This window comes from Streptomyces sp. NPDC053431 (assembly GCF_044544925.1).
GTDB lineage: Bacteria > Actinomycetota > Actinomycetes > Streptomycetales > Streptomycetaceae > Streptomyces.
This window is the reverse complement of the sequence record NZ_JBITXX010000001.1, coordinates 813,982-837,184: the sequence shown is the minus strand read 5'-3', so window position 1 is coordinate 837,184 and position 23,203 is coordinate 813,982. Positions and strand designations below refer to the sequence as shown.

19 protein-coding genes are annotated in these 23,203 nt (G+C 74.0%); 12 read left to right on the top strand and 7 right to left on the bottom strand.

The window, feature by feature from the left end; translation table 11 throughout:
* Positions 1 to 109 precede the first annotated feature (109 nt).
* Positions 110 to 838: a tRNA-dependent cyclodipeptide synthase gene (locus ACIGXE_RS03690; protein WP_399742443.1), complete on the top strand. Its 729-nt coding sequence runs from the start codon at positions 110 to 112 to the stop codon at positions 836 to 838.
* The gene (locus ACIGXE_RS03685; protein ID WP_399742441.1) at positions 835 to 2,019 is read left to right on the top strand and encodes a cytochrome P450; all 1,185 of its coding nucleotides are present in this window, start codon (positions 835 to 837) and stop codon (positions 2,017 to 2,019) included. The genes ACIGXE_RS03690 and ACIGXE_RS03685 overlap by 4 nt, the downstream gene beginning before the upstream one ends.
* An 84-nt stretch (positions 2,020 to 2,103) precedes the next feature.
* Here ACIGXE_RS03685 and ACIGXE_RS03680 read toward each other — a convergent pair whose 3' ends face one another.
* A complete protein-coding gene (locus ACIGXE_RS03680; protein WP_399742438.1) occupies positions 2,104 to 2,379 on the bottom strand; it encodes a hypothetical protein in 276 nt (91 codons plus the stop codon).
* Positions 2,380 to 2,513: 134 nt separating this feature from the next.
* Here ACIGXE_RS03680 and ACIGXE_RS03675 point away from each other — a divergent pair, with 134 nt between their 5' ends.
* Complete coding sequence (locus ACIGXE_RS03675) at positions 2,514 to 2,873, top strand: arsenate reductase family protein (RefSeq protein ID WP_399742436.1); 360 nt, start codon at positions 2,514 to 2,516, stop codon at positions 2,871 to 2,873.
* A 315-nt stretch (positions 2,874 to 3,188) separates the two neighbouring features.
* Here the strand turns inward: ACIGXE_RS03675 and ACIGXE_RS03670 are convergent, their stop codons facing one another.
* Positions 3,189 to 4,115: a Gfo/Idh/MocA family protein gene (locus tag ACIGXE_RS03670; RefSeq protein WP_399742434.1), complete on the bottom strand. Its 927-nt coding sequence runs from the start codon at positions 4,113 to 4,115 to the stop codon at positions 3,189 to 3,191.
* A 182-nt stretch (positions 4,116 to 4,297) separates the two neighbouring features.
* On the opposite strand from ACIGXE_RS03670, the gene ACIGXE_RS03665 reads away from it, so the two are divergent.
* The 4 genes from ACIGXE_RS03665 (at position 4,298) to ACIGXE_RS03650 (ending at position 8,957) form a co-directional block, all read left to right on the top strand.
* On the top strand, positions 4,298 to 5,713 hold the full coding sequence (locus tag ACIGXE_RS03665; protein WP_399742431.1) for a hypothetical protein: 1,416 nt from the start codon (positions 4,298 to 4,300) through the stop codon (positions 5,711 to 5,713).
* Positions 5,710 to 6,846 (top strand): ARPP-2 domain-containing protein, encoded by a 1,137-nt coding sequence (locus ACIGXE_RS03660; RefSeq protein WP_399742428.1) that lies wholly within the window; start codon positions 5,710 to 5,712, stop codon positions 6,844 to 6,846. Before ACIGXE_RS03665 ends, ACIGXE_RS03660 begins: the two co-directional genes overlap by 4 nt.
* 145 nt (positions 6,847 to 6,991) lie before the next feature.
* The gene (gene glnII, locus ACIGXE_RS03655; protein WP_399742425.1) at positions 6,992 to 8,023 is read left to right on the top strand and encodes a glutamine synthetase; all 1,032 of its coding nucleotides are present in this window, start codon (positions 6,992 to 6,994) and stop codon (positions 8,021 to 8,023) included.
* Between the two features lie 400 nt (positions 8,024 to 8,423).
* Complete coding sequence (locus ACIGXE_RS03650) at positions 8,424 to 8,957, top strand: winged helix-turn-helix domain-containing protein (protein ID WP_399742422.1); 534 nt, start codon at positions 8,424 to 8,426, stop codon at positions 8,955 to 8,957.
* Here the strand turns inward: ACIGXE_RS03650 and ACIGXE_RS03645 are convergent, their stop codons facing one another.
* Both ACIGXE_RS03645 and ACIGXE_RS03640 read right to left on the bottom strand, forming a co-directional pair.
* A complete protein-coding gene (locus ACIGXE_RS03645) occupies positions 8,958 to 10,379 on the bottom strand; it encodes a PepSY-associated TM helix domain-containing protein (RefSeq protein WP_399742419.1) in 1,422 nt (473 codons plus the stop codon).
* 95 nt (positions 10,380 to 10,474) lie between these two features.
* Positions 10,475 to 11,218, bottom strand: coding sequence for a hypothetical protein (locus ACIGXE_RS03640; RefSeq protein WP_399742416.1), 744 nt, complete (start codon positions 11,216 to 11,218; stop codon positions 10,475 to 10,477).
* Positions 11,219 to 11,330: 112 nt separating this feature from the next.
* Here ACIGXE_RS03640 and ACIGXE_RS03635 point away from each other — a divergent pair, with 112 nt between their 5' ends.
* From ACIGXE_RS03635 to ACIGXE_RS03620, 4 genes are all read left to right on the top strand, one after another.
* Positions 11,331 to 12,131 carry a tyrosine-protein phosphatase gene (locus ACIGXE_RS03635; protein ID WP_399742413.1) on the top strand — a complete coding sequence of 267 codons (801 nt, stop codon included), beginning with the start codon at positions 11,331 to 11,333 and terminating at the stop codon, positions 12,129 to 12,131.
* A gap of 42 nt (positions 12,132 to 12,173) precedes the next feature.
* The gene (locus ACIGXE_RS03630; protein ID WP_399742410.1) at positions 12,174 to 14,108 is read left to right on the top strand and encodes a hypothetical protein; all 1,935 of its coding nucleotides are present in this window, start codon (positions 12,174 to 12,176) and stop codon (positions 14,106 to 14,108) included.
* A gap of 116 nt (positions 14,109 to 14,224) precedes the next feature.
* Positions 14,225 to 15,109, top strand: a complete 885-nt coding sequence (locus ACIGXE_RS03625; RefSeq protein ID WP_399742407.1) for a metal-dependent hydrolase — start codon at positions 14,225 to 14,227, stop codon at positions 15,107 to 15,109.
* 3 nt (positions 15,110 to 15,112) lie between these two features.
* Positions 15,113 to 16,174 (top strand): PDR/VanB family oxidoreductase, encoded by a 1,062-nt coding sequence (locus ACIGXE_RS03620; protein WP_399742404.1) that lies wholly within the window; start codon positions 15,113 to 15,115, stop codon positions 16,172 to 16,174.
* 48 nt (positions 16,175 to 16,222) lie between these two features.
* Here ACIGXE_RS03620 and ACIGXE_RS03615 read toward each other — a convergent pair whose 3' ends face one another.
* Positions 16,223 to 16,582, bottom strand: coding sequence for a hypothetical protein (locus ACIGXE_RS03615; protein WP_399742400.1), 360 nt, complete (start codon positions 16,580 to 16,582; stop codon positions 16,223 to 16,225).
* 38 nt (positions 16,583 to 16,620) lie between these two features.
* On the opposite strand from ACIGXE_RS03615, the gene ACIGXE_RS03610 reads away from it, so the two are divergent.
* A complete protein-coding gene (locus ACIGXE_RS03610) occupies positions 16,621 to 17,331 on the top strand; it encodes a TetR/AcrR family transcriptional regulator (protein ID WP_399742396.1) in 711 nt (236 codons plus the stop codon).
* Here the strand turns inward: ACIGXE_RS03610 and ACIGXE_RS03605 are convergent.
* Together ACIGXE_RS03605 and pulA are read right to left on the bottom strand one after the other, a co-directional pair.
* Positions 17,316 to 17,648: a 5-carboxymethyl-2-hydroxymuconate Delta-isomerase gene (locus ACIGXE_RS03605; protein ID WP_399742393.1), complete on the bottom strand. Its 333-nt coding sequence runs from the start codon at positions 17,646 to 17,648 to the stop codon at positions 17,316 to 17,318. The genes ACIGXE_RS03610 and ACIGXE_RS03605 overlap by 16 nt on opposite strands.
* Positions 17,649 to 17,825: 177 nt before the next feature.
* The gene (gene pulA, locus ACIGXE_RS03600) at positions 17,826 to 23,189 is read right to left on the bottom strand and encodes a pullulanase-type alpha-1,6-glucosidase (protein WP_399742390.1); all 5,364 of its coding nucleotides are present in this window, start codon (positions 23,187 to 23,189) and stop codon (positions 17,826 to 17,828) included.
* Positions 23,190 to 23,203 lie beyond the last annotated feature (14 nt).

Genomic DNA, 23,203 nt, shown 5'->3' with positions numbered 1-23,203 from the left:
AAGGGGTTCACTCTCCGCGACTGATCGATAGCGTGTGGTCGTCGCTGCCGCCACACCCGGAGCACAGGGCTCCGCTGGGACTAGCTGGCGCGATGAGGATTACCCAAACGTGACTCAGGCGGCTTTCGCCCCTGCCGAGACGCTCCGACTCCAGCCGTACACCGACCACTGCCGCGTCATCGCCGACGAAGGCGCACACGTGGTCATCGGCGTCTCACCGGGGAACAGCTATTTCACCGCTCAGCGCATGCGCGAACTCGCGCGCTGGGGACTCGACCACTACGAACGGGTCGACTTCGTCTACACCGATCTGCACGTGGCCGACATGTACGAGGCGCTCGGCTACGGGCCCGACGAGGCGCGGCGGAAGGCCGTCAAGAACCTGCGGGGGGTCCGGGCGAAGGTCCAGGGTGCCGTCGCTGAGGCGGAGGCCGGCGGGCGGCTCCGGGGCCGCGGGATGTCCGAGTTCCGCGGCGTGCCGGCGTACGACGCCCTGCACCGCGAGGTCGTGGACGCCGTCGCCGGGGACCCGGTGGTGCGGGCGACCTGCGACGCGCTGGCCGGGATCTTCCTGGCCGGGAAGCTGACGCCCGGACAGGAGATCACCGAGCGGCAGAAGGAGGTCTGCCGGGAGTACATCTGCGCCGAGGTGCCGCTGTTCCTCGACACCCCGGCGATCCTCGGGGTGCCGTCCTCGCTGAACGTCTACCACCAGGCCCTGCCGCTCGCCGATCTGCTCTACGCCCGGGGGTCCGGGCTGCGCGCGTCGCGCAACCAGGGGCACGGCATTCTCACCCCCGCCGAGTCCGCCGAGTCCGCCGAAGGAGATGCGCGATGACCCTCGCCGTCGAGACCCTGCCCGACTTCCCCTTCGACTGGAACGGCACCCGGCTGCCCGCCGAGGTCGACGCGCTGCGCGCCGAGCCGGTGCGGAAGGTGCGGACCATCGCCGGCGCCGAGGCCTGGCTGGTCTCCTCGTACGCGCTGTGCAAGCAGGTCCTGGAGGACCCGCGGTTCAGCCTGAAGGACACCTCGGCGCCGGGCGCGCCGCGCCAGTACGCGCTGACGATCCCGCCGCACGTGGTGAACAACATGGGCAACATCACCGGCGCGGGACTCCGCAAGGCCGTGATGAAGGCGATCAACCCGAAGGCGCCCGGCCTGGAGGAGTGGCTGCGCGCCAAGGCCGGGTCCCTCGTGGACGCCATGCTCGCCGAGGGAGCGCCCGCGGAGCTGCGGAGCGGCTTCGCCGATCCGTACTCGGCCGGGCTGCACTGCCGGCTCCTGGGGATCCCGGAGGAGGACGCGCCGCGGCTGCTGCGCAGCCTCGACGTGGCGTTCATGAACGCGCCGCGCGAGATCGAGGCCGCCCGGCTCAACTGGGACCGGGACATCGCGTACATGACCGAGCGGCTCGACGACCCGACGACCGGCGGGCTGATGGCGGAGCTCGCGGCGCTGCGCGCCGATCCCGAGTACGCGCACGTGCCGGACGAGATGCTGGCGACGGTCGGGGTGACGCTCTTCGGGGCCGGCGTGATCTCCACGGCGGGCTTCCTGACGATGGCACTCGTGTCGGTGCTGACCCGGCAGGACGTGCGGGAGGCGCTGGCCGGCGGCGGGGTCGTCGGGGCGATGGACGAGCTGCTGCGGGTCAATCTGTCGATCGGCGACGGCCTGCCCCGGCTCGCCCTGGAGGACGTCCGGCTCGGTGACACGCTGGTGCGGGCGGGCGAACTGGTGCTCGTGCTCGTCGAGGCGGCCAACCACGACCCCGAGCAGTTCCCCGAGCCGCTGGACTTCCGGCCGGACCGGGAGAACGCCTCGGAGCACCTGTCCTTCGGCGGCGGCCGGCACTACTGCCCGGCGACGGCACTCGGCAAGCGGCACGCCGAGATCGCCCTGGAGACGGTCCTCGACCGGCTGCCCGAACTGCGGCTGGCGGTGCCGGTCGAACAGCTGGTCTGGCGCACCAACTTCATGAAGCGGCTGCCCGAGCGGCTCCCCGTCGCCTGGTAGGCACGCACGGCGGCACGTGGAGCGCTGCCCGGCCCGGCCGCGAAGGCCGGTGCCGGGCAGCGCCGTCGGGGTCGGGTCGGCGGCTCAGCGCCCGTAGCGGATCAGGGCGCGCACCATGTGGCAGGTGGTGTCGGAGGGCGGGTGGATGCCGAGCTGGGCGGCGGTCGTGCGTATCGTGGCGTTCGTGGCCCGGGACGGCAGATAGACGCCCGCGTCGAGCATCGCGATCGCGAGACGCATGGCCTTCAGCCGGCGGTTGTGCGTGACGTACCACTCGCGGGGGCGACCCGCGGGGAGCGGCTTCTTCTGGAGGGGCTTCCAGGGTTCGAGGGACGGTGTCCGGATCATGGCGACAGCCATGGGCGACCTCCTGGCGAACGGTGGGCGAGGGCCCTCCCCGGGACCCTCACCTTCACCCCCGATTTTAGTGCCCACCACTGACAATCGTCCCTGGCCAGAACGGCTTTGACGGAGGGCGAGGTAGGTTGTCGGGCATGGAGATCTGGATCAACCCCGCCTGTTCCAAGTGCCGCAGCGCGCTGACCCTGCTGGACGCCGAGGGCGCGGACTACACCGTGCGCCGCTACCTGGAGGACGTGCCCTCGCCGGACGAGATCCGGGCGGTCCTGGAGCGGCTCGGCCTGGAGCCGTGGGACATCACCCGGACGCAGGAGGCGGACGCGAAGGAGCTCGGGCTCAAGGACTGGCCCCGGGACGAGGCGCACCGCGACCGCTGGGTGAAGGCCCTCGCGGAGCACCCGAAGCTGATCCAGCGCCCGATCATCACCGCCGAGGACGGCACGGCCGTGGTGGGCCGCTCCGAGGAGGCGGTGCGGGACGCCATGTCACGCTGAGCCGGGTGGTGGGGTGGCCGGGCGGATCGGTCCGGTAGGGCGGGCGGGTGGACCGGTCCGGTAGGGCGGGCGGCTGGACCGGTCCGGCAGGTCGGGCGGATCGGTCCGGCAGGTCGGGCGGATCGGTCCGGCAGGTCGGGCGGATCGGTCCGGCAGGTCGGGCGGATCGGTCCGGCAGGTCGGGTGGATCGGTCCGGCAGGTCGGGCGGATCGGTCCGGCGAGGGGGGCGGGCGAGGGCGCCAGGCGCCCCGGTCACGGACCGGCGGCCCCGTCCCGGACGGGCGACCCCGGCCTCGGGCCGCCGGCCCCCGGTCTCAGGCCGAAGACCCCGCCTCCGCCTCCGCCCCCGCCCGCGCGTCCGCCTCCGCCAGGATCTCGGTGAGCCGGGCGCCGAAGCGGACGTCGCAGGGGTGCGGCTCACCGGTCCGCATCGCGCCCAGGAGGGCGTCCACCGCGCCCGCGAAGGCGCCGAGGGCGCCGTCCCAGGAGGGCATCGTCGCCCGGCCCCGCTCGCCGTACAGGGAGAGCGCGGCCTCCGAGGCGCCGGGCGGGGCGCTCAGGGTGAGCGTGGCCGTGCTGCTCGCCCCGGAGGTGTGACGGAGCACCAGATGGCGGGTGTCGCCCGGGCCGGCGGCGCAGGTCACCGAGGTGACGTCGCCCAGGACCGGCAGGTAGACGGAGAGGACGTGCGGGCCCACGTCCCACAGGCCGCCCTTCTCGCGCCGCCACGGCGAGGCCGCGTACGCGCTGTCCGAGCCGGGCGCGAAGAGCGAGCCCAGCCAGTGCGCCTCGCCGAGGAACCAGCCGCCCGCCGCGGCCTGTTCGTCGATCCAGCGGGCGGTGGGCTCCGCGAAGCGCAGGGTGCAGAAGACGACGGACGCGACGCCGGCCGCCGTCACCGCCTCGGACAGCTCGCGGGCCGTCGCGACGGTCGTCGCCACCGGCTTGTCGAGGATCACATGGCAGCCGGCCGCGGCGGCCCGCACGGCGAGCGGTGCCTGGACGTCCGGCGGCAGGGCGAGGGCCACGGCGTCGCTGGCGGCGAACAGGGCGTCCACGTCCTCGTACGCCCGGGTGCCGCACGCGGCGGCCAGCTCGGCGGCGGCCTCGGGACGTCTCCCCCACACCCCGCTGAACTCCACGCCCGGATGGGCCGCGAGGGCCGGTCCGTGGGTGCGCTCGGCCCAGGGGCCGGTGCCGAGGAGACCGATGCGGGGCGTGGCGCCGGGAAGCTTCGTCATGCCCCCAGTCTGCCGGTCCGCCGCACCGCCCGAAATCCGGTGGAGGCCCTCCCCGCCCCCGGTGTTAGCGTGTGCCCGCCGGCCGCGGGACTCCGGTGCGACTTCCGGGACCTGCCTCTGAAGCAACGTATTCGCTGTTCGCGCCCCCATTCCCCGGCCGGCACCCTGCGTAAGGAGCGACGATGTCCGACCTCATCGCCGCCGAGGACGTCCTGCTCTTCGTCAACGCGGCCGTCACGGCGACCGGCCAGCGCGAGTTCCGCTCCTCCGCCGAGGAGCAGCGCCTCTCCCTCGGCTTCGTCCACGAGTACGTCCGGGTCAACTACCGCCCGCTGTACGCCGCCACGCTCGCGCTGGACATCAACGACCACAACGCGGCCCTGATCGTCGAGCAGCTGCTCCGCACCCCGCGCGAGGCGGGTCCGGCCGAGGGGCGGCTGATCGCCGCACGGCTCGCGAAGCTGCCGCCGCAGCGCGTCTACCGCCTGTTCGGCGTCCTGCGGGCCGCCGGGGTCAACAACCGGCGCACCCGGGCCGTCGTGCGCGACTGGCTGGCCGGCCGCGACCTGGCGCACGACGCCGTGAAGTACCGGTCCGGGCTCAGGGCCGCCGCGCGCCACGCCCATCTCCCGTTCGCCCGGTCCGCGCAGGACGGGGCGGAGCTCGGCGACTTCCTCTTCGCGCCCGGCCGGCGCGCCCGCTACACGCACCCCGCTCTGGAGGCGTTCCGCAGGGCGCGCCACGAGCAGGGGGCGCTGTACGAGCTGCCGTTCACGGTGGCCGAGGGGTTCGCCGCCCGGCACGGGGTGCCCCGCGAGGTGTTCCTGGAGCGGATGGCCCCGCGGATGACCCGTCTGGAGCGGCTGCGCACCCGCGCCGCCGAGCCGGGTACCGACCTGTCCGTGATGCCGCTGACCCGGCTCGCGCTGTACGTGCTGTCGCTTCCCTTCGGGGAGCGGCGGGAGCGGCGCGCCGAGCTGACCGGGGCCCTGCGGGCGGCGGCGCGGCGCGTGGCGGGGCCGCACGCCGGGCGCTGGGGGCGGGTGGCGGCGGTGCTCGACGACAGCTGGTCGGCCTCGGGTTCGGCGGTGAAGCGGCGTCGGCCGCTGGCCGTGGCGCTCGGCTGCCACTTCCTGCTGGAGGCGCTGGCCGCGCCGGGCGCGTACGCGGCGCACTGGACCTCGGGCGGTCGTGATCCGCTGCTGGTCCGCCCGTGGGGGCCGACCCCGCTCGGGGCGCGGATCCTCGACGCCCTGGAGGACGCGCCGGAGCGGCTGGTGGTGGTCTCGGACGGCTGGGACAACGCGCCGCCCGGGCTCGCGGGCGAGGTGCTGCGGGTGTGGCGGGCGCGGCTCGATCCGGAGCGGCGGACGACCACGGTGCATCTGAACCCCGTATACGACGCGGAGGTCTTCGATGTGCGCCGGCTGGCGCCGGGGGTGCCGACGGCGGGCATCCGGGACGCGGAGGACCTGCCGGCGCTGGTGGAGATCGCGCGGTTCGCGGAGGGCCGCGAGGGGCTGCCGGCGCTGCGGGCGTATCTGGACCGCCGGGTGGAGCTGTTCCTCGGGACGGCACGGGAGGAGGCACGGGCGTGACACGGATCGATCTGACCGGGCTCACCGTCCGGCCCGCCCAGGTGTGGGGCGGGGTCCGGCTCGTGCCGCTGGTGCGGGACGAGCCGGTGACCGGCCTGCGGCTGCGCCGGGAGGTCTACGACAGCGGGCCGTGGGGCGACACGGTGGACGTGGGCGACGGCACCGCGTACACCTCGTACATCCCGCACGGCTTCGTGGCCGACTGGTCCGGGACCGGGGCGGAGGCCGCCTCCTACGGCACCCGGCTCGGGACCGAGCCGCCGGTCGCGGTCCCGGTGCGGCGGCTCGCGCGACGCCGGCGGGGCGAGTCCCGGCTGCGGTTCCTGCCGCTCCACCTCGCCCTGGAGGGCTATCTGGCGCTCCACTTCGGCGGACCGTCCGTGGTGTGGGACGAGTGGTCCCGCGAGGCGGTGCGCCGCGGGCTGTCGCCGCGCGCGGAGGCGGCCTACGCGGGCCGGCAGGTGCCCGGGCTCGCGGAGGCCCTGCGGGTCTTCGAGATCCACCCGGGGCAGTGCGGGATGATGCTGTACGTGGCCGACGCACTGGCCGCCGCCTTCGTGGTCCCGCACCCGGACGACTACCGGCTGCTGCACCCGACGCTCGTGGAGGACCTGTTCGGGGAGCTGGTGCACCAGTACGCGCTCTACGGCTCTCCCGTCCCGGACTTCGCCGCGTCCCTGGACACCGGCGCCGTCCGTTCCCTGGCGGATCTGCGCCGTGCCGCCCGCGCGCAGGAGCGCGCCTGGGCCGAGGCGCACGACGGGCTGATGGCGCGGGACCTCCTGGAGACCCCGTACGCCTTCGAGCGGGTGCACCGGATGGGAGGCTTCCGGCTCTACCGCTTCCTGCCGCCGTTCCTGCGCTCCGGGCAGGAGCAGCACATCGGCGAGCTGATCTGCGACCACAAGGGGCGGACGCTGTACCTGAAGACGTTCCGGCTGTCGGAGAAGCAGATCCGGCGGGGTCATCTGCTGCGCCGGCTCGCGGACTGCGACTGGCACCTGGAGCGGACGGCGGAGGCGCTCGGCACCTCGTACGCCGAGCTGGTGGCGCGGATCCGGCGGGCCGGCTTCGACTCGCTGCTGAACGCGCACGTCGTCGCACGGCGGCTGCGCGAGAAGGAGGAAGGCTGAGTAACACGGGGTTCACAATCGGGCAACCGACGGGAAATCCGGTGTTGCGAAGCTGCGCACGACGCAGACACCGCCACCGCAGCTCTCGCAATGTCGCGAGCCGCCGCCCGACGCGGAGCACCCGCATGGCAAAGGATGAGGCCCCGTGACCTTCAAGGCTGAGTACATCTGGATCGACGGCACCGAGCCGACCGCGAAGCTTCGCTCCAAGACGAAGATCATCGCGGGCGAGGGCCTGCCGCTGGAGGAGCTGCCGATCTGGGGCTTCGACGGCTCCAGCACGAACCAGGCCAAGGGTCACGCCTCGGACCGCGTCCTCAAGCCGGTCTTCTCCTGCCCGGACCCGATCCGCGGCGGCAACGACGTGCTGGTGCTGTGCGAGGTCCTCAACACGGACATGACGCCGCACGAGACCAACACGCGTGCCGCGCTGGCCGAGGTGTACGCGAAGTACGCCGCCCAGGAGCCGATCTTCGGCATCGAGCAGGAGTACACCTTCTTCGACGGCGAGCGTCCGCTCGGCTTCCCGGTCGGCGGCTTCCCGGCCCCGCAGGGCGGCTACTACTGCGGTGTCGGCGCGGACGAGATCTTCGGCCGTCCGATCGTCGAGGCGCACCTGGAGAACTGCCTCAAGGCCGGTCTGGGCATCTCCGGCATCAACGCCGAGGTCATGCCGGGCCAGTGGGAGTTCCAGGTCGGCCCGCTCGCGCCGCTGGAGGTCGCCGACCAGCTGTGGGTGGCCCGCTGGCTGCTCTACCGCACGGCCGAGGACTTCAACGTCTCCGCGACCCTGGACCCGAAGCCGGTGAAGGGTGACTGGAACGGCGCCGGCGCGCACACCAACTTCTCCACCAAGGCGATGCGCGAGGGCTACGACGCGATCATCACCGCGTGCGAGTCGCTCGGCGAGGGCTCGAAGCCGCTCGACCACGTCAAGAACTACGGCGCCGGCATCGACGACCGTCTGACCGGTCTGCACGAGACCGCCCCGTGGGACCAGTACTCCTACGGCGTCTCCGACCGCGGTGCCTCGGTCCGCATCCCGTGGCAGGTCGAGCAGGACCGGAAGGGCTACATCGAGGACCGCCGCCCGAACGCCAACGTGGACCCGTACACGGTGACCCGCCTCCTGGTGGACACCTGCTGCGAGGCCCTGGAGAAGGCCGGCCAGGTCTGAGTCCGGTTCCCGGACCCGGGTTGGATCCGCTCACTTGAGGAGGGCGTCCCCGCCGTCGTGACGACGGCGGGGACGCCCTCCTCGTGTCGTCGTGCCGGGCGTCTCTCCACGATGTGTCGTGTTCGTGTCCGACCGAGGGGTGCTCAGCTCGTTTCCCTCCTGGTTTAATAGGGATATGGCCAGCATGCAGAACGACACCGCGACGGGTCGCCACGACCTCGAGCCGTTCTGGCCTTCCCGGCAGCACCACGACTTCGACCGGTGCTGTCGGCGCGTGAGGAACGCGTCGGCCCTCTAAAGCCACGACCGGATCCGATGCCGGTCCCGCGGCCTTCGGCCGACGCGCAAGACGTACGACGCCCCGTCCGTTCGTAACTCGCGCGAAAGAGCTGAGACTTCCATGGCCCACACCCAGGCTGCCGCCGCCCCCCTGACCGCCGTCCGTCCCCGTCTGCGCGCCGTCGCCCCCGACGAGGTCGCCGGACTCGCCCAGGTCGCCGACTTCCTGCCGCCCGGCGCCACGCTCCTGCCCGCACCGCCGCACGCGCTGCCCACGCTGCCGGGGCGGCCGCCGATGGTCGGCTATCTCGTCCTGCTGCCGGCCGATCAGCAGTCCCCGGCGCAGCGGGGGGCCGCGGGGCCGGAAGCCGTGCAGGGGCCGGTGATCATCGACAGCGTGCAGCGCATCGCCCGGGTCGACGGGCGGGAGCTCGACCTGACGTATCTGGAGTTCGAGCTCCTCGCCCATCTCGTCGCCCACCCGCACCGGGTGCACACCCGGGACCAGCTGGTCACGACGGTGTGGGGGTACGGGCACGTGGGCGACGGCCGGACCGTGGACGTCCATGTGGCCCGGCTGCGCCGCAAGCTGGGCGTCGAGCACCGCCGCACGATCCAGACCGTGCGGCGGGTCGGCTACAAGTACACGCCCTGATCAGGCGGTTCGCCGCGACCTCGCCCGCGCGACGAGCGCGAGGGCGAGGTCGACGGCCAGGAAGCCCGCCAGGCTGAGGCCGAGCAGCGGCACGAACCAGCCGGTCAGCGCCGTCACCGCGAGCAGCGGAAGGAGCATCGTCGGCGGGATCCTGCGCCAGGCTCCGCGGGCGACCGGGCGTCCCGGGCGGCGCAGCCACCACATGCGGTAGCCCCAGAAGATCAGCAGGATCAGGGCGAGCGCGAGGGCGGCGAGCGCCAGCTGGTTGAACAGGCCCAGGTAGACGCCCATGTGGGCGTCGATGCCGATCCGGGTGAGCTGTGCGAGCAGCGGGTAGTCGGCGAAGCGGAGCGTGTCGAGGACCGTGCCGTCGGCCGGGTTCACCGCCGCGGAGTCCAGCTGCGCCGGGAACTGCTTGTCGGTCTCCTTCACCACGTAACCGCTGCCCTCGGCGGGCAGCACGACGGAGATCGACGGGCTGTCGATCCCGGCGGCGCGGGCCGCCTCGACGGCCCTGTCGATGCCGATGTCCGCGCCCTGGGCGGCGGGCGCGGGGTGGTGGCCGGCGCCGTGGCCCGCGTGCTCGCCGCCCGCGCCGGCGCCGCCGGCGAGGTCCGCGGAGAGCGTCGGGGTCGCGCCGCCGAGGCGGTCCTGGACGGAGCCGATGTGCTCACCGGCGTACCGCGACCAGGTCAGTCCGGTGGCCGACAGGGCGACAAGCCCGGCCACGGCCCACAGGCCGACCGTGCCGTGCCAGGAGAGGGTGCGGCGGCGGGACCTGGGGCCGCGCTCGGGCAGGAAGAGGGCGCGGCGGTTGGCGCGGCGGCGGCCCAGCCAGAGCAGCAGGCCGCCGAGGGCGACCACCCACAGCCAGCTGGCGGCCAGTTCGCTGTAGTTGCGGCCGAACTCGCCGAGGTGCAGGTCGACGTGGAGGCGCGAGATCCAGGTGCGCAGCGGCAGTGCGCCGGAGCTGCCGTAGCTGGGCAGCTGTCCGCGTATGTCGCCGGTGTACGGGTCGACGAAGACGGCGAGCGACGTGCCCTCGGGGGCGTGCGGGTCGGCCATGAGGACCCGGCTGGTGGCGCCGGGCTCGGCGCCCGGCCAGACGGCGGTGACGGTGCCGTCCGCGTGCGCGGCGCGGGCGGCCTCGACCTGGCGGGCGAGCGGCAGGGCGGTCGCGCCGTCCGGTACGGGGACCTCGAGCTCGTGCGCGTAGATCACCTTCTCGGCCGGGTAGGAGAGCGCGTACAGCAGTCCGCTGACGGCGGCGACGAGGAGGAACGGGGCGACGAGGACGCCCGCGTAGAAGTGCAGCCGGAGGACGAGCGGGCGCAGCGCGGCCCAGCCGCTCGCCCTGCCGTCGCTTCGGGATCGGTCCGCCGCCCCGGGGGTGCCGGGGCGTGCGAGGTCGTCGAGGGTCATGACGGTCCTTGGAGTCGTGACGCGGGAGTCGGGAGCCGGCAGGTCAGGGCGACATGCGGGTGCCGACATGGGGAAGCGACCCCCGGTCGGTCAGGTCAGACGTGTGCTCCGAGGGCCGTGGCGCGGGGTGCGGGCCGGCCGGGCGGGCCGCGCCGGGAGACCGTGTGCGCGAGGACGACGCCGTGCAGGCGGCGGGTGTACGGGCTGACGCGTACGGGACGCAGGGAGGGGGGTACGGGGGCGAGGGCGCGTACGGCGGCGAGCGCGAGGCGCAGCGGGATGAAGGCGCAGGCGCCGACCGTGCGGGCCAGCGCGAACAGGGCGGCCTCGCCCCGGGCCAGCCACAGCGCGCAGACCAGGGCGGCGAGCAGGTGGGCGGCGACCATGCCGGCGCCGGAGCCCGCGCCGCCGCCCATGGTCTGGCCGTGGGTCAGGTGCCCCCCGGAGGTCAGGTGGGCGGCGTGGGCGTGGGCCGCGTGGGCGGCGTGGGCCGCCTCCGTCATGCCCGGCATCCCTGCCGCCCCTGCCGGCCCGGCCATGCCCGGCATCCCCGCCGTGCCCGGCGCGGTGCCGGCCGGGCCGGGGTTCTCCCCCAGGCCGAAGAGCAGGTGCAGGGCGCCCTGTACCGCCGTCAGGCCGGTCGCGAGGGCGACCGGACCCCGGCGCCGGCCCGCGGCCGCCCACGCGAGGGCGCCCGTCGCGGCGAAGGCGGCGAGGAGGGGGCCCGGCGGGATCACATGGGCAGACATGGACGAATGCCCCATGGCCGCCAGCGTCACGCACACCGCCGCGAACAGTGCGGCCCGGAGGGCGCGCAGGGGCGACCGGGTGTGCGTCATGGTGCGCCCATGCTGTCATCCCGCCGTCCCGCACGGGAGACCACCTCCCCCGCCCATCGGTTACCGTTCGTAGGAAAAGTGCGATTCGCACCGGTATCGGAGGATTCGACGCATGCCCGCCATCCCCGCCACCACCGTCGCCAACCTCCGCGACCTCGGCACCCTCCCGCTCGGTGCGGGCCGCAGCGTCCGCGCGGGCCTGGTCTTCCGCTCCGGGCAGCTCGACCGGCTCGAACCGCACGAGCCGGTGGTGGCCGGACTCGGCATCCGTACCGTCGTCGACTTCCGCACCGCCGCCGAGCGCGCCGAACGGCCCGACCGCGTGCCGCCGGGCGGGCGGCTGCTCGTCGCGGACGTGCTCGCCGACTACCTGGCGACCAGCGGCCTGCCGCCGGCCGCCCGCCTGAAGACTCTGCTGTCCGATCCGGCGCTGGCCGAGGAGCACCTGGGCGGGGGCCGGGCGCAGGCCGCGTTCACCCGGACGTACCGGGCCTTCGTGAGCAGCGACTCGGCGCGCGCCTCCTACCGGGCGCTCCTCACCGAGCTGGGCGACCCGTCCTCCGGTCCGCTGCTCTTCCACTGCACGGCGGGCAAGGACCGCACCGGCTGGGCGGCGACCGTGGTGCTCTCGCTGCTCGGCGCGGACGAGCGGACGGTGCGGGAGGAGTACCTGGCGGTCAATCCGGGGGTACGGGAGGCCTTCGCGCCGCTCATCGAGGGCTTCACGCTGCAGGGCGGCGACCCGGAGCTGGCGCTCGCGCTGCTCGGGGTCGTGCCGGAGTACCTGGAGGCGGCCCTGGACGAGGTCGCGGTGCGGCACGGGTCGATGGAGAAGTACGTGCGTGAGGGGCTCGGGGTGCCGGACGACATCGTCGCGGTGATCCGGGAGCGGCTGACGGTGTACGCGGCCTGAGGGCCGGGGTGACCATCGCAAGATTCGCTCGTTCTGCTGAACGTGAGCACCCAGGAACTCGCCCCCTCCTCCCCCGTCCCCGACTCCCCCGGCCCGGTCGACGTCGAGCAGGCCGAGGCCGCGCTCGTCGAGCACTATCCGCGGCTCGTCCGGATCGCCTATCTGGTCCTCCCGCCCTCCCTCGGGCGCAATCGCCGGGTGCTGACCGCGCACGCGCTGGTGCAGCGTTCGCTGCCGCGGCGCCGCACCTCCGGGGCCGCCGGGGCGGTGCCCGGAGCACGGCAGGCGACGGAGGACGCGGTCGACCCGGGATACGCGTACGTGCGGGGCGAGGTGCTGCGGCAGGCGCTGGTCGCCGGGCTGCCGCTGCGGCGCCGGGCGCTGCCGCGCCGGGCACAGTTCCCGCCGCTGCTGCCGCAGGTGTGGGGGCTGCGGGTGTTCCCGCGGGCGGGCGGCGCCGACGAACTCGCCCTGGACCAGCGCCTGTCCGCGCTGTCCGGGCCGGCGCGGGCGGCGTACGTGCTGCGCGGCCTGGAGCGGCAGGGCGACCCGGAGGTGCTGCGGGTCCTGACCGCCGCCGGGGTCGAGGACCCGGAGGCGGCGCTCGCCGAGGCGGACGGGGTCGAGGCGCAGTACGTGCTCCTGGAGTCCGCGGAGTTCGACCCGTGCTCGCTCCAGGCGCGGCCGACGGACCTGATGCGACGGCGCCAGCACGGCAGGGCGGCGGCCGCGGCGGCCGCCGCCCTGCTGGTGTGCGGGACGCTGCTCGGGCTGCCGGGCGACGGGTGGGGCAGAAACGGTGCTGCGGCGCCTTCCTACGCGCGCAATCCGGCCGCGGAGGCGGCGCTGGACCCGGCCGGCCTGAAGCGGATCGGCCCGGCCGACGCGCGGTACTCCTCGCGGACGGACTTCTCCGTGTGGCCGGCGCGCGGCGAGCTCACCGGCGACACGGCACTGCTGCGCCGAGCACTGGCGGTCTGGGCCCGGCCGGGGCCGGCCGTGCACACCTCGTCCACGCCCGCGACGCCGGTGGGGCCGCCGATGGGGCCGCCCCAACTGCTGTTCGCGGGGCAGGTCGACGCGGTGCGCGTGGTGCTCCTCTTCGACGGGCTGCGGGTCGTGCGGTACGCGGAGACGGCCGGGAGCACCGGCGGGGCGGCGCTGGACTTCGCGCGTACGGACGGGGCGGACGCGGTGGGCGCGGCGGCGCTGGTGGTGTCGCGCGCGGCGGGGAACGTGCGCTATCTGACGGCGCCGTGGGTGTCGGAGGCGGCGGTGCGGGACCTGCTGCTGCCGGAGAAGGCGGCGCGGGTCCTGGTACGGGACCGGTACGGGGTGACCGAGCCGATCCCGAGTCCGGTGACGGCGCGGGACTGTACGCGCTGGAGCGCGCTCCAGCTGCGTGACGCGACCGGGACGCGGCTCCTGACCGACCTGGGCGAACTGGCCCCGGCCCGGCTGACCTCGGGTCCGCCCGGGCGGCCGGCGGACGTCACGGGCGCGGCGGCGCGGGAGGAGTGGGCGCGGGCCGCCTGCCGGCTCCTCGTGGTGCGCTCGCACGGGGTGCGGTCCGTGAACGCCTGGGCGTACGCGACGCAGCGGCTGCCCGAGGGGGCGGGGGACGCGGAGTGGCTGTGCGCGCGGGCGGAGACGTGGCGCGGCACCGGGAGCCGGAGCCTCGCCCTCTTCCGGGCGCCCGGCGCCGCGGGCGCGGCGGCGCTCGCCGCCCGCTCCGAGGGGTCGCCGGCCTGCGGGGCGCGGGAGCCGCGGGTGCTGGCGGGGGTGGTGTGGCAGGCGAAGAGCGGGCAGTGGTACGTGCTGGCGGCGGGGTCGGAGGACTTCGCGTCCCTGGCGCTGTCCGGCGGCGTGAAGGGCCAGGCCGAGGGGAACCTGCTGGCGGTGAAGGCGGCGCCGGGCAGCCGCGCGGACCTGACGGGCACACTGCCCGACGGCACCCGCCTGAACGCCCTCCGCTGACCCGGTGCCCTCTCCGGCCGGGTGGGCGGCGCGGTGGGCGGCGTGGTGGGCGGCGCTCCGAAAAAGGCGGTGCGTGACCTCTGGCCGGTTGGCTTACCGCTCAGTACATTGACGCCATGTCTAATACGCAGCCTGCACCGGTGGCGTCCGAGCACATCGAGCTCAAGGCTCGCAAGGTGTCCTTCGACTGGGCGGACACCCCGCTGCACTGGGTGCCCGACGACCCGTTCACCACCCACACGATCAACGTGCTCCACCTGCTGCTCCCGGCCGGCGAACGCTGGTTCGTGCACGTGTATCAGCAGGTGCTGCCCTTCATCACCGACGAACGGCTGCGCGCGGACGTCATCGGCTTCATCGGGCAGGAGGCCGTGCACTCCCAGGCGCACGACGACGTGCTGCCGCACCTCAAGCGGCTGGGTCTCGACCCCACGCCGTACACCGCCCAGGTCGACTGGTTCTTCGAGAAGCTGCTCGGGGACCGGACGCTGCCGCCGGGCCGGGCCCGGCGCTGGTGGCTGATGGAGCGGGTCGCGCTGATCGCCGCCATCGAGCACTACACGGCCTTCCTCGGCAACTGGGTGCTCAACGCCGAGGAGCTGGACCGGGTCGGCGCCGACCCCGTCATGCTGGACCTGCTGCGCTGGCACGGGGCCGAGGAGGTCGAGCACCGCTCGGTCGCCTTCGAGCTGTTCCTGCATCTCGACGGCAGCTACCGGCGGCGCGCCCGGACCTGGGCGACCGCGTTCTCCGCGCTCGTCTTCCTCTGGCAGCGCGGCGTGCGGTTCTTCATGGAGCACGACCCCACGCTCCTCGGCGCCAAGCCGTCCGTAGGCCAGTTCGTGCGCAAGGGCCGCGAGGGCGTGCTGCCGTCGACGCCCGACATGCTGCGCTCCATCCCCCGCTACCTGAGCCGGAGTTACCACCCCACCCAGGAGGGCTCCACCGCCCAGGCCGTCGCCTATTTGGCGAACTCCCCCGGCGCCAACGGAGGTCGCTGACCCGTGCCCCGCATCCGTACCGTCGTCCTCGTCGCCGGGGGCGCCCTGCTCGTCAAGCGGGCGCTCCGGCGCCGGATCACCACCTCGCCGCTGTGGCCGCTGCCCGCCCTGGAGGAGCCGATATCCGGGCGCGGCCGGCAGGCCACCGTCACCCGGCGGGTGCTCGTCGCCCAGCGCCACTCGCCGGCGGCCGGGGTGGTCCAGCTGCGGCTGGAGGGCGCCGGGCTGCCCGCCTGGCAGCCCGGCGCGCACATCGACCTCGTCCTGCCCTCCGGCACCGTCCGCCAGTACTCTCTCTGCGGCGACCCGGCCGACCGCGACGCCTACACCGTGGCCGTCCGCCTCATCGAGGCCGAGCAGGGCGGCCGCGGCGGTTCGGCCGAGGTGCACGAACAGCTGCACGTCGGCACCGAGCTGGAGATCCGCGGGCCGCGCAACCGCTTCCCGCTGGCCCCCGCCCCCGCCTACGTCTTCGTGGCCGGCGGCATCGGGATCACCCCGATCCTGCCGATGGTGCTCGCCGCCGAGGCCGCCGGGGCCGACTGGCGGCTGCTGTACTGCGGGCGCCACCGCGCCACCATGCCGTACGTGTACGAGGCCGAGAAGCTGGGCCGCGGCCGGACGACCGTGGTCACCGAGCACGAGAGCGGCCTCCCCGACCTCTCCTTCCTCGGCGACCTCCCCGCGGGGACCGATGTCTACTGCTGCGGCCCCGAAGGCCTCATGGACGCGGTCGGCGCCGCCCTGCCCGAGGGCCGGACGGCGCGCCTGGAGCGCTTCTCCGCCGCGCGGGCCGAGGGCGGCGAGGCCTTCGAGGTCGAACTGCGGCGCACCGGGCGGACGTTGACGGTGGCCGCCGACCAGTCGGTGCTGTCCGCGGTGCGCGAGGCCGTGCCGGACCTGCTCTACTCCTGCCGGCAGGGCTTCTGCGGAACCTGCCGACAGCGGGTCCTGGAGGGCGAGATCGACCACCGCGACGAGCTGCTCACCGATGCCGAGCGGGCCGAGTCCATGCTGATCTGCGTCTCGCGCTGCGCCGGGAAGCGACTCGTCCTCGACCTCTAGGTCCTGTCGTCGCACTCCCGTCGTCGCCCGGAGGGCGGCCCCGGGGCGTCAGGGCAGGACCAGCCAGTCCAGGGCGAACGCGGTGGCCAGACCACCCACGAGGAGCCAGGTGGCAAGCCGCGTACGCCCGTTGCGGGAGAGTTCGATCACCACTCCGCACAGGATCATGGCAAGCCCGTACACGCCGACGACGAGGACCGAGGTGTGGCTGGCCAGCCGGGCCACCAGCACCGCGGCCGTCACGACGAGCAGGACCGATCCGGCCACCACGCGCAGCAGCCGCGCCTGCCTGGGGGTGAGGCCGGTCGGCGCGTCCGGCGCGTCCGGCGCGTCCGGCGCGTCCGGCGCGTCGGGAGCGTCCGGCGTGTCCGGGGCGTCCTGCTCGGGGGCCTGCTCAGAAGCACTCATGTGCCGGGAGCGTATAGGACTCCCGTTAGGCTGTTCGCATGACGACCGGGGTGCGCCGCAGGATGGGCGTCGAGGAGCGCAAGCAGCAACTGATCGGGGTGGCCCTCGAGCTGTTCAGCCACCGCTCCCCCGACGAGGTCTCCATCGACGAGATCGCGGCCGCCGCGGGCATCTCGCGGCCGCTCGTCTACCACTACTTCCCCGGCAAGCAGTCCCTGTACGAGGCGGCCCTGCGCCGCGCCGCCGACGAGCTGGCGGCCCGCTTCGTGGAGCCGCCGCAGGGCCCGCTCGGGGCGCGGCTGCTGCGCGTGATGGGCCGGTTCTTCGACTTCGTGGACGACCACGGCCCGGGCTTCGCCGCGCTGATGCGGGGCGGTCCGGCGGTCGGCTCCTCGACCACGAACGCCATGATCGACGAGGTGCGGCAGGCCGCGTACGAGCAGATCCTGGCCCATCTGGAGGTCGACCGGCCCTCGCCGCGGCTCGAACTCGTCGTCCGCTCCTGGGTGTCGCTCGCCGAGTCGACCGCGCTGCTGTGGCTGGACGGGCGCCGGGTGCCGCGGGCGGAGCTGGAGCTGCAGCTCGTGCACGACTTCGCCGCGCTGGCGGCGGTCAGCGCCGCCTACGACGCGGAGATGGCGGAGATCCTGGTCCGGATCCTCGCCGACGAGCCGGCCGACGGGCCGTTCGGCGACCTGGTGGGCCGGCTCGTGGCGCTGGTGGAGGTCCCGGGTCAGCGCTTGGCGTAGGAGGGGTCGAGGTCGCGCACCTCGGCGGTGAGGGTGACGCCCTCGGTGTCCTTGAGGTACTCCGGCAGCAGCGCGAGGACCGCCGCGGACAGACGTGCCTTGGCCTCGGCGCTGCGGCCCGGCAGCAGGGCGATGTCGACGTGGACGAGGGCGGTCTCGGCCGCTCCGTCGCCGACCACGGTCTCCTCGATCTCGCGGAAGCTGGTGACACAGCCGGCGAGGCGGGCGTCGACCGTCTCGACGACGACCGGGTGCAGCGCGCGGGCGAAGCCGCGCCGGTCGAGGGGCGCGGAGTAGTCGACGGTGATGTGCGGCATGGGAGTCGCTCCTGGTGATGCGGATGTCGGGCCCAGCTTGACCGGGCCCCGCCCCGCGCACAAGGGACCGTCCGCTGGGGGTGCCCCCGGACGAAGTCTGGGGGAGGACGGTCCCCTGGTGTACGTGCCCCTGGGCCGCCTTGCGTGCCCCTGGGCCGCCCTACGTGCCCCTGGCTCCTAGCGCGCGGTGAAGACGGCCACCGTGCGGGCCGGGACCGTGAAGGTGCCGGAGCCGGACTCGTACGCGGCGGTCTTCACCACCGGGTCGGCGCCGCCGGCCTGGACCGGGTGGAGGCGGTAGCCCTTCCCGGCCAGGGCGCCGACGGTCTGCCGCTGCGTCTGCGGGGTGGCGTTGAGGACGACGACCAGGTCGCCGAGGCGCATGGTGATCACGCCCGGGGTCTCGTCGCGGCCCGACAGCGGGAAGGACAGCGCCTCCTGGACCCGGGCGGCGGTGTCGAGGGAGAAGACGGGCTCGCCGCCGCGGATCCTCAGCAGGTCGCGGTAGGCGGCGGAGGCGCCGTCGATCTCGGCGCAGCCGGGCGTCAGGGCCGGGCCGGTGAGCAGCGGCTTCGCGTAGGGCCACTTGGACCGGTTGTCGGCGGCCGGAGGGAGGCCCCGCCCGAAGCCGTTGCCGTCGCGGCAGTCCCAGTGGATCGCGTTGAACCAGTCGCCGCTGTCGAAGGAGTTGCGGTCGAGGGACTTGGAGCGGAGCAGGTCGGAGCCCGCCTGGGAGAGCGCCGGGCCCTGGGAGAGGGTGGCCGTGGCCATGGCGAGGACCTGCATGCGGGCCCGGTCGGCCGCCGGCGTGCCGGCCGGCAGCTTGAAGGCGAGGGCGTCGTAGAGGCTCTCGTTGTCGTGGGCGTCGGCGTAGGCGAGCGCGTCGCCGGGGGCGGCGGCGTAGCCGGCCGGGGCGCCGTTGTAGTCGACCTCGGCGCCCTTCACCGTGCGCCCGGAGGTGTCGGTGAAGGTGTAGGAGGCGAGGTTGCCGGAGAGCCCGACCTTGATCAGGTCCTGGTAGTGGAGCAGCCGGGCCTTCTGCTGTTCGGGGGTCCCGTTGGCGGCGGAGCCGTTGGGGTCGGTGTAGAGGCCGGAGGCGAAGCCCTGGACACCGGGGTCCTCGTCGAAGGGGCCGCCGCCGCGGACGGCGTCGCGGGCCCGGTCGGAGAAGGTGGCGACGCCGGTTCCCGCCATGTTCTTCTGGGTGGCCTGGACGAAGCGGGCGTCGTCGGCGACCTCGCCGAAGTTCCAGCCCTCGCCGTACAGGATGATCGCCTTGCCGTCGACGCCGTCCTTCTCGACGGTCAGCGCGTCCAGGGCGGCCCGGACGGCCAGGATGTTGGCCTTGGGGTGGTGGCCCATGAGGTCGAAGCGGAAGCCGTCGACCTTGTACTCCTTCGCCCAGGTGACCACCGAGTCGACGACGAGCTTGCCCATCATCGCGTTCTCGGGGGCCGTGTTGGCGCAGCAGGTGGAGGTGGCGACGGAGCCGTCGGCCTGGAGGCGCTGGTAGTAGCCGGGGACGATCCTGTCGAGGACGGACCGGTCGGACTGTCCGGCGGCGACGGTGTGGTTGTAGACCACGTCCATGACGGTGCGCAGGCCGTCGCCGTTGAGGGCCTGGACCATGCGCCGGAACTCGACGGTGCGGCGGGTGCCTTCGGGGTCGGTGGCGTACGAGCCCTCCGGCACGGTGTAGTGCAGCGGGTCGTAGCCCCAGTTGTACGCGTCCTCGGCCGCGGCGGCGGTGACGCAGGCCTGCTGCTCCTCGGAGTCGGGGGCGTAGACCTTCAGGTCGCAGGCGGGGGTGGTCCGCTCGTCCTTCTTCTCGGGGATGGTGCCGATGTCGAAGGCGGGCAGCAGGTGCACGTACGAGGTGCCGGCGGCGGCGAGGGCCTTGAGGTGCCGGGAGCCCTTGCTGTCCGCGTCGGTGAAGGCGAGGTAGGTGCCCCGGTGGTCGGCCTCGGCCGTGGGGTCGGCGACGGAGAAGTCGCGGATGTGGAGTTCCTGGATCTGTGCGTCGCGCAGCGGCACGGCGGCGGGCTTCTTCAGGGTCCGCCAGCCGGCCGGCGCCAGGGCCGGGTCGGCGAGGTCGACGACGAGGCTGCGCCGGGAGTCGGTGGTGAGGGCGGTGGAGTAGGGGTCGGTGACCCGGTTCTCGACGATCTTGCGGACGCTGGGCGCCCACACCCTGACGACGTACCGGTACGGCTTGCCCGCCCAGCTCCTGGAGCCGGTGACGGACCAGACGCCGGAGGCGTCGTCGCGGCGCATGGGCACGGTCCTGCCGTCGAGTTCGAGGGCGACGGACTGCGCGGTCGGGGCCCAGAGCGACAGGGTGGGGCGGCCGGCCCGGAAGACGGGGCCGAGGGAGGCGCCGGTGGCCTTCGCCGCGTAGAGGTCGTCGAGGACGCCGGCCGTCTGGACGCCGGTGGCGGCGAGGACGGCGCCGTTCGCCGCGTACTGGGCGGCGACGAGCTGGCCCCTGAGGGCCGCCCGGACGCGGTCGCGGTCCCGCGGGTCGACGGTGTAGGCCCCGTAGGCCTTCAGGTGCGGGAAGGCGGCCTTCTGCGCGTCGGTGAGCCGGGTCCGGTTCAGGCGGAGCACCGTGCGGTCGCCGGTGAGGACCCCGTCCCGCACGGTGACCGATCCCCCGCGGGAGGCGAGGAGCACGGTGGAGGCGGCGGCGTCGCTGCCGTTCCAGGCGAGGGTGTCCGCGTCGATCCAGACGGCCTGGGCCTTGGTGAGGTCCAGCGCCGCGCCGCTGCCCTTGGGCTGCGGCAGCAGGTACTTCTCCTGCCCGCCGAGCAGCCACACCTCGTGGCCGGCGGCCTTGAGGTCGAGGGACTGGTCGGTCGGCAGGTCCTTCTCGTCGCCCTTGTGCAGGATGTAGCTGAGCGAGGTCGCGCCGGCCGCGAGGGGGACCTCGAAGACGGCTCCGTACGCGTCGGTGCGGACCGGCTGCAGCGGCCTGCTCCAGTCGGTGGGGTTCGCGGCACCGGTCCAGGTGTGCAGGCCCCAGCCCGTGTAGTCGCCGTCGGCGCGCTTGTAGTGCAGGACGGCCTTGGTGGTGTCCTGGGGCGGGTAGGCGCCGTCGGGGGCGGAGGTGCGGACCTCGGGGCGGCCCTGCTCGATCCAGACCTCGCCGGTCTTCGACAGGTCGATGCTGCGGTCGGCGTCGGTGTCCTTCACGCCGTCCTTGTTCACGGCGATGAAGCCGACCGAGGAGGCGCCGGGCTTGAGCCTGACGTAGGCGAAGGCCCCGTAGGCGTCGCGGCCGGTGAAGGGCTTGCCGGCGGGCCAGCTGGTGCCCTCGCCGTCGGCGATGTCGCCCCAGGTGTAGAGGCCCCAGTCGGCGTAGTCGCCGTCGGCCCGCTTGTAGTGGACGACCGCGTAGTCGCGCTGGACGGCGGTCGGGGGCTGCTCGACGGCCGGGGCGCCGCTGGTGGTCGCGGCGGTCGCGCTCGCGGTGCGGCCCGCGCTGTCGACGACGACGGCCTTGTAGCGCAGGACGGTTCCGGCGGGGGCCGTGACCTTCTGGGTGACCTTGTAGGGGGCGTGGTCGGCGGAGCCGAGGACCTGCCACGGCCCGTCGCCGGTCTGGGCGGCGAAGACGACGCGGTTCAGGCCGCCGCCCGTGACGTCGGCGCCGAGCTCCACGGTGCCGGTGGCGCCGGCCGCCGGTGCCTTCAGGGTGAGGCCCGGCGCGGTGGCCGGGGCCGGGAGCGGGGCGTCGGCCCGGAGGACGAGGGAGGACAGGGCGGGGACGGTCAGGGTGACCTTGCCGTCCTTCGCGGTGACGGCGCCCTCACCGCCGTACAGGACCTGGAAGGCGGCCGAGTCGACGGGCACGGTCACGGTGCGCGGCGTGGTGGCGCTGTTGGCGGCGACGAGGTACTCGGTGCGCTGCCGGGCGTCCGTGCGGGAGAAGGCGTAGACGGAGCCCTGGGACCAGCGCTCCTGCTGGATGCCGTCGCGCAGCGCCGGGTGCCGGCGGGTGAGCGCGGAGAGGGCGGCGATCTGGCGGTAGAGCGGGTGGGTGGTGTCGTACGCGTCGCTCGCGTGGGTGCGGTCGGTGCCGAGCTGGTCGTCGTCGAGGTAGTCGGCGGTCCGGGAGGTGAACAGGCTCTGCCGGGCGTCCTTGTCGCCGCCGGCGCCGGTGAAGCCCTGCTCGTCGCCGTAGTAGACGACGGGGTTGCCGCGGCTGAGGAACATCAGCTCGTTGGCGAGGCGGTAGCGCTGGAGGAGTTCGGCTTCGTCGGCCCCGGGGTTGTCCTGCTTGAGGAAGGTGCCGAAGCGGCCCATGTCGTGGTTGCCGAGGAAGGGGACCGACTCGTAGGCGTTGGCCTTGTCGGTGGTGTAGCGGTAGTCCTGCGCGAAGAGGTTCGCCAGCTTGTCCGCCGGGCCGCTCTGCGAGGCGAAGGTGCGGGCGGCGTCCTGGAAGGGGAAGTCGAGGGTGGCGTCGAGGCGTCCCTCGGTCACGTACGGGGCGGTGATCGCCGGGTCGGCGGAGTAGACCTCGCCGAACATGAAGAAGTCCTCGCGGCCCCGCCGGGCGGCGTACTCGTCGAGCGCGGTGGCCCACTGGGTCCAGAACTCGGTGTTGACGTGCTTGACGGTGTCGATGCGGAAGCCGTCGATGTCGAAGTCGCGCACCCAGCGCTGGTAGATCCGCTCCATGCCCTGGACGACCTCGGGACGCTCGGTCCACAGGTCGTCCAGGCCGACGAAGTCGCCGTTCGTGGAGGACTCGCCGGCGAAGGTGGAGTCGCCGCGGTTGTGGTACATCGTCGGGTCGTTGAGCCAGGCGGGGACCTTGGCGTTCTTCCAGTCCGGTGCGACGACGGGGGTGCGCGGGAAGGAGTCGCGGTCGACGGCGGGGAAGGGGCGGCCGCCGTCGGCGTAGTCGGCGTCGTCGAAGGGCACGCCGTCCTTGGTCAGGTAGGGGAAGGCGCCCTTGGAGAGGTAGCCGTAGGACTTCTCCTCGTAGTCCACGACGTCGGCGGTGTGGTTGGTGATGACGTCGAAGAAGACCTTCATGCCCTTGGCGTGGGCGGCGGCGATCAGCCGCCTGAGGTCGTCGTTGGTGCCGAAGTGCGGGTCGACCTGGGTGAAGTCGGTGATCCAGTAGCCGTGGTAGCCGGCGCTGGCGTCCTTGCCCTCGCCCTGGACGGGCTGGTTCTTGAAGATCGGCGCCATCCAGATGGCGGTGGTGCCGAGGCCCTTGATGTAGTCGAGCCGCCGGGTGAGGCCCTTGAGGTCGCCGCCCTGGTAGAAGCCCTTGTCGGTCGGGTCGAAGCCGGTCGCCGTGCGGCTGCCGGTGAGGCCGCCGCGGTCGTTGGAGGGGTCGCCGTTGGCGAAGCGGTCGGGCAGCACGAAGTAGAACTGCTCGCGGGTCAGGTCGTGGCGGGCCGGGGCGGCGGCGAGGGCCCGGTCGGAGGGCGGGGCGGGGGGCCGCGGGGTGGCCGTGGCGGGGATGGCGGGCACGAGGGCGGCGCACAGGGCGGCGGCCACGGTGACCGCCGTTCTCTTGCGTGTCACGGGGGTGCTCCCAG

Coding starts and splice junctions, on each gene's coding strand:
- ACIGXE_RS03665 (WP_399742431.1), top strand. CDS start 4,298: ATGTCCGACCTCATCGCCGCCGAGGACGTCCTGCTCTTCGTCAACGCG.
- ACIGXE_RS03680 (WP_399742438.1), bottom strand. CDS start 2,379: ATGGCTGTCGCCATGATCCGGACACCGTCCCTCGAACCCTGGAAGCCC.
- ACIGXE_RS03685 (WP_399742441.1), top strand. CDS start 835: ATGACCCTCGCCGTCGAGACCCTGCCCGACTTCCCCTTCGACTGGAAC.
- ACIGXE_RS03670 (WP_399742434.1), bottom strand. CDS start 4,115: ATGACGAAGCTTCCCGGCGCCACGCCCCGCATCGGTCTCCTCGGCACC.
- ACIGXE_RS03605 (WP_399742393.1), bottom strand. CDS start 17,648: ATGCCGCACATCACCGTCGACTACTCCGCGCCCCTCGACCGGCGCGGC.
- ACIGXE_RS03615 (WP_399742400.1), bottom strand. CDS start 16,582: ATGAGTGCTTCTGAGCAGGCCCCCGAGCAGGACGCCCCGGACACGCCG.
- ACIGXE_RS03640 (WP_399742416.1), bottom strand. CDS start 11,218: ATGACGCACACCCGGTCGCCCCTGCGCGCCCTCCGGGCCGCACTGTTC.
- ACIGXE_RS03675 (WP_399742436.1), top strand. CDS start 2,514: ATGGAGATCTGGATCAACCCCGCCTGTTCCAAGTGCCGCAGCGCGCTG.
- ACIGXE_RS03650 (WP_399742422.1), top strand. CDS start 8,424: ATGGCCCACACCCAGGCTGCCGCCGCCCCCCTGACCGCCGTCCGTCCC.
- ACIGXE_RS03645 (WP_399742419.1), bottom strand. CDS start 10,379: ATGACCCTCGACGACCTCGCACGCCCCGGCACCCCCGGGGCGGCGGAC.
- ACIGXE_RS03635 (WP_399742413.1), top strand. CDS start 11,331: ATGCCCGCCATCCCCGCCACCACCGTCGCCAACCTCCGCGACCTCGGC.
- ACIGXE_RS03625 (WP_399742407.1), top strand. CDS start 14,225: ATGTCTAATACGCAGCCTGCACCGGTGGCGTCCGAGCACATCGAGCTC.
- ACIGXE_RS03610 (WP_399742396.1), top strand. CDS start 16,621: ATGACGACCGGGGTGCGCCGCAGGATGGGCGTCGAGGAGCGCAAGCAG.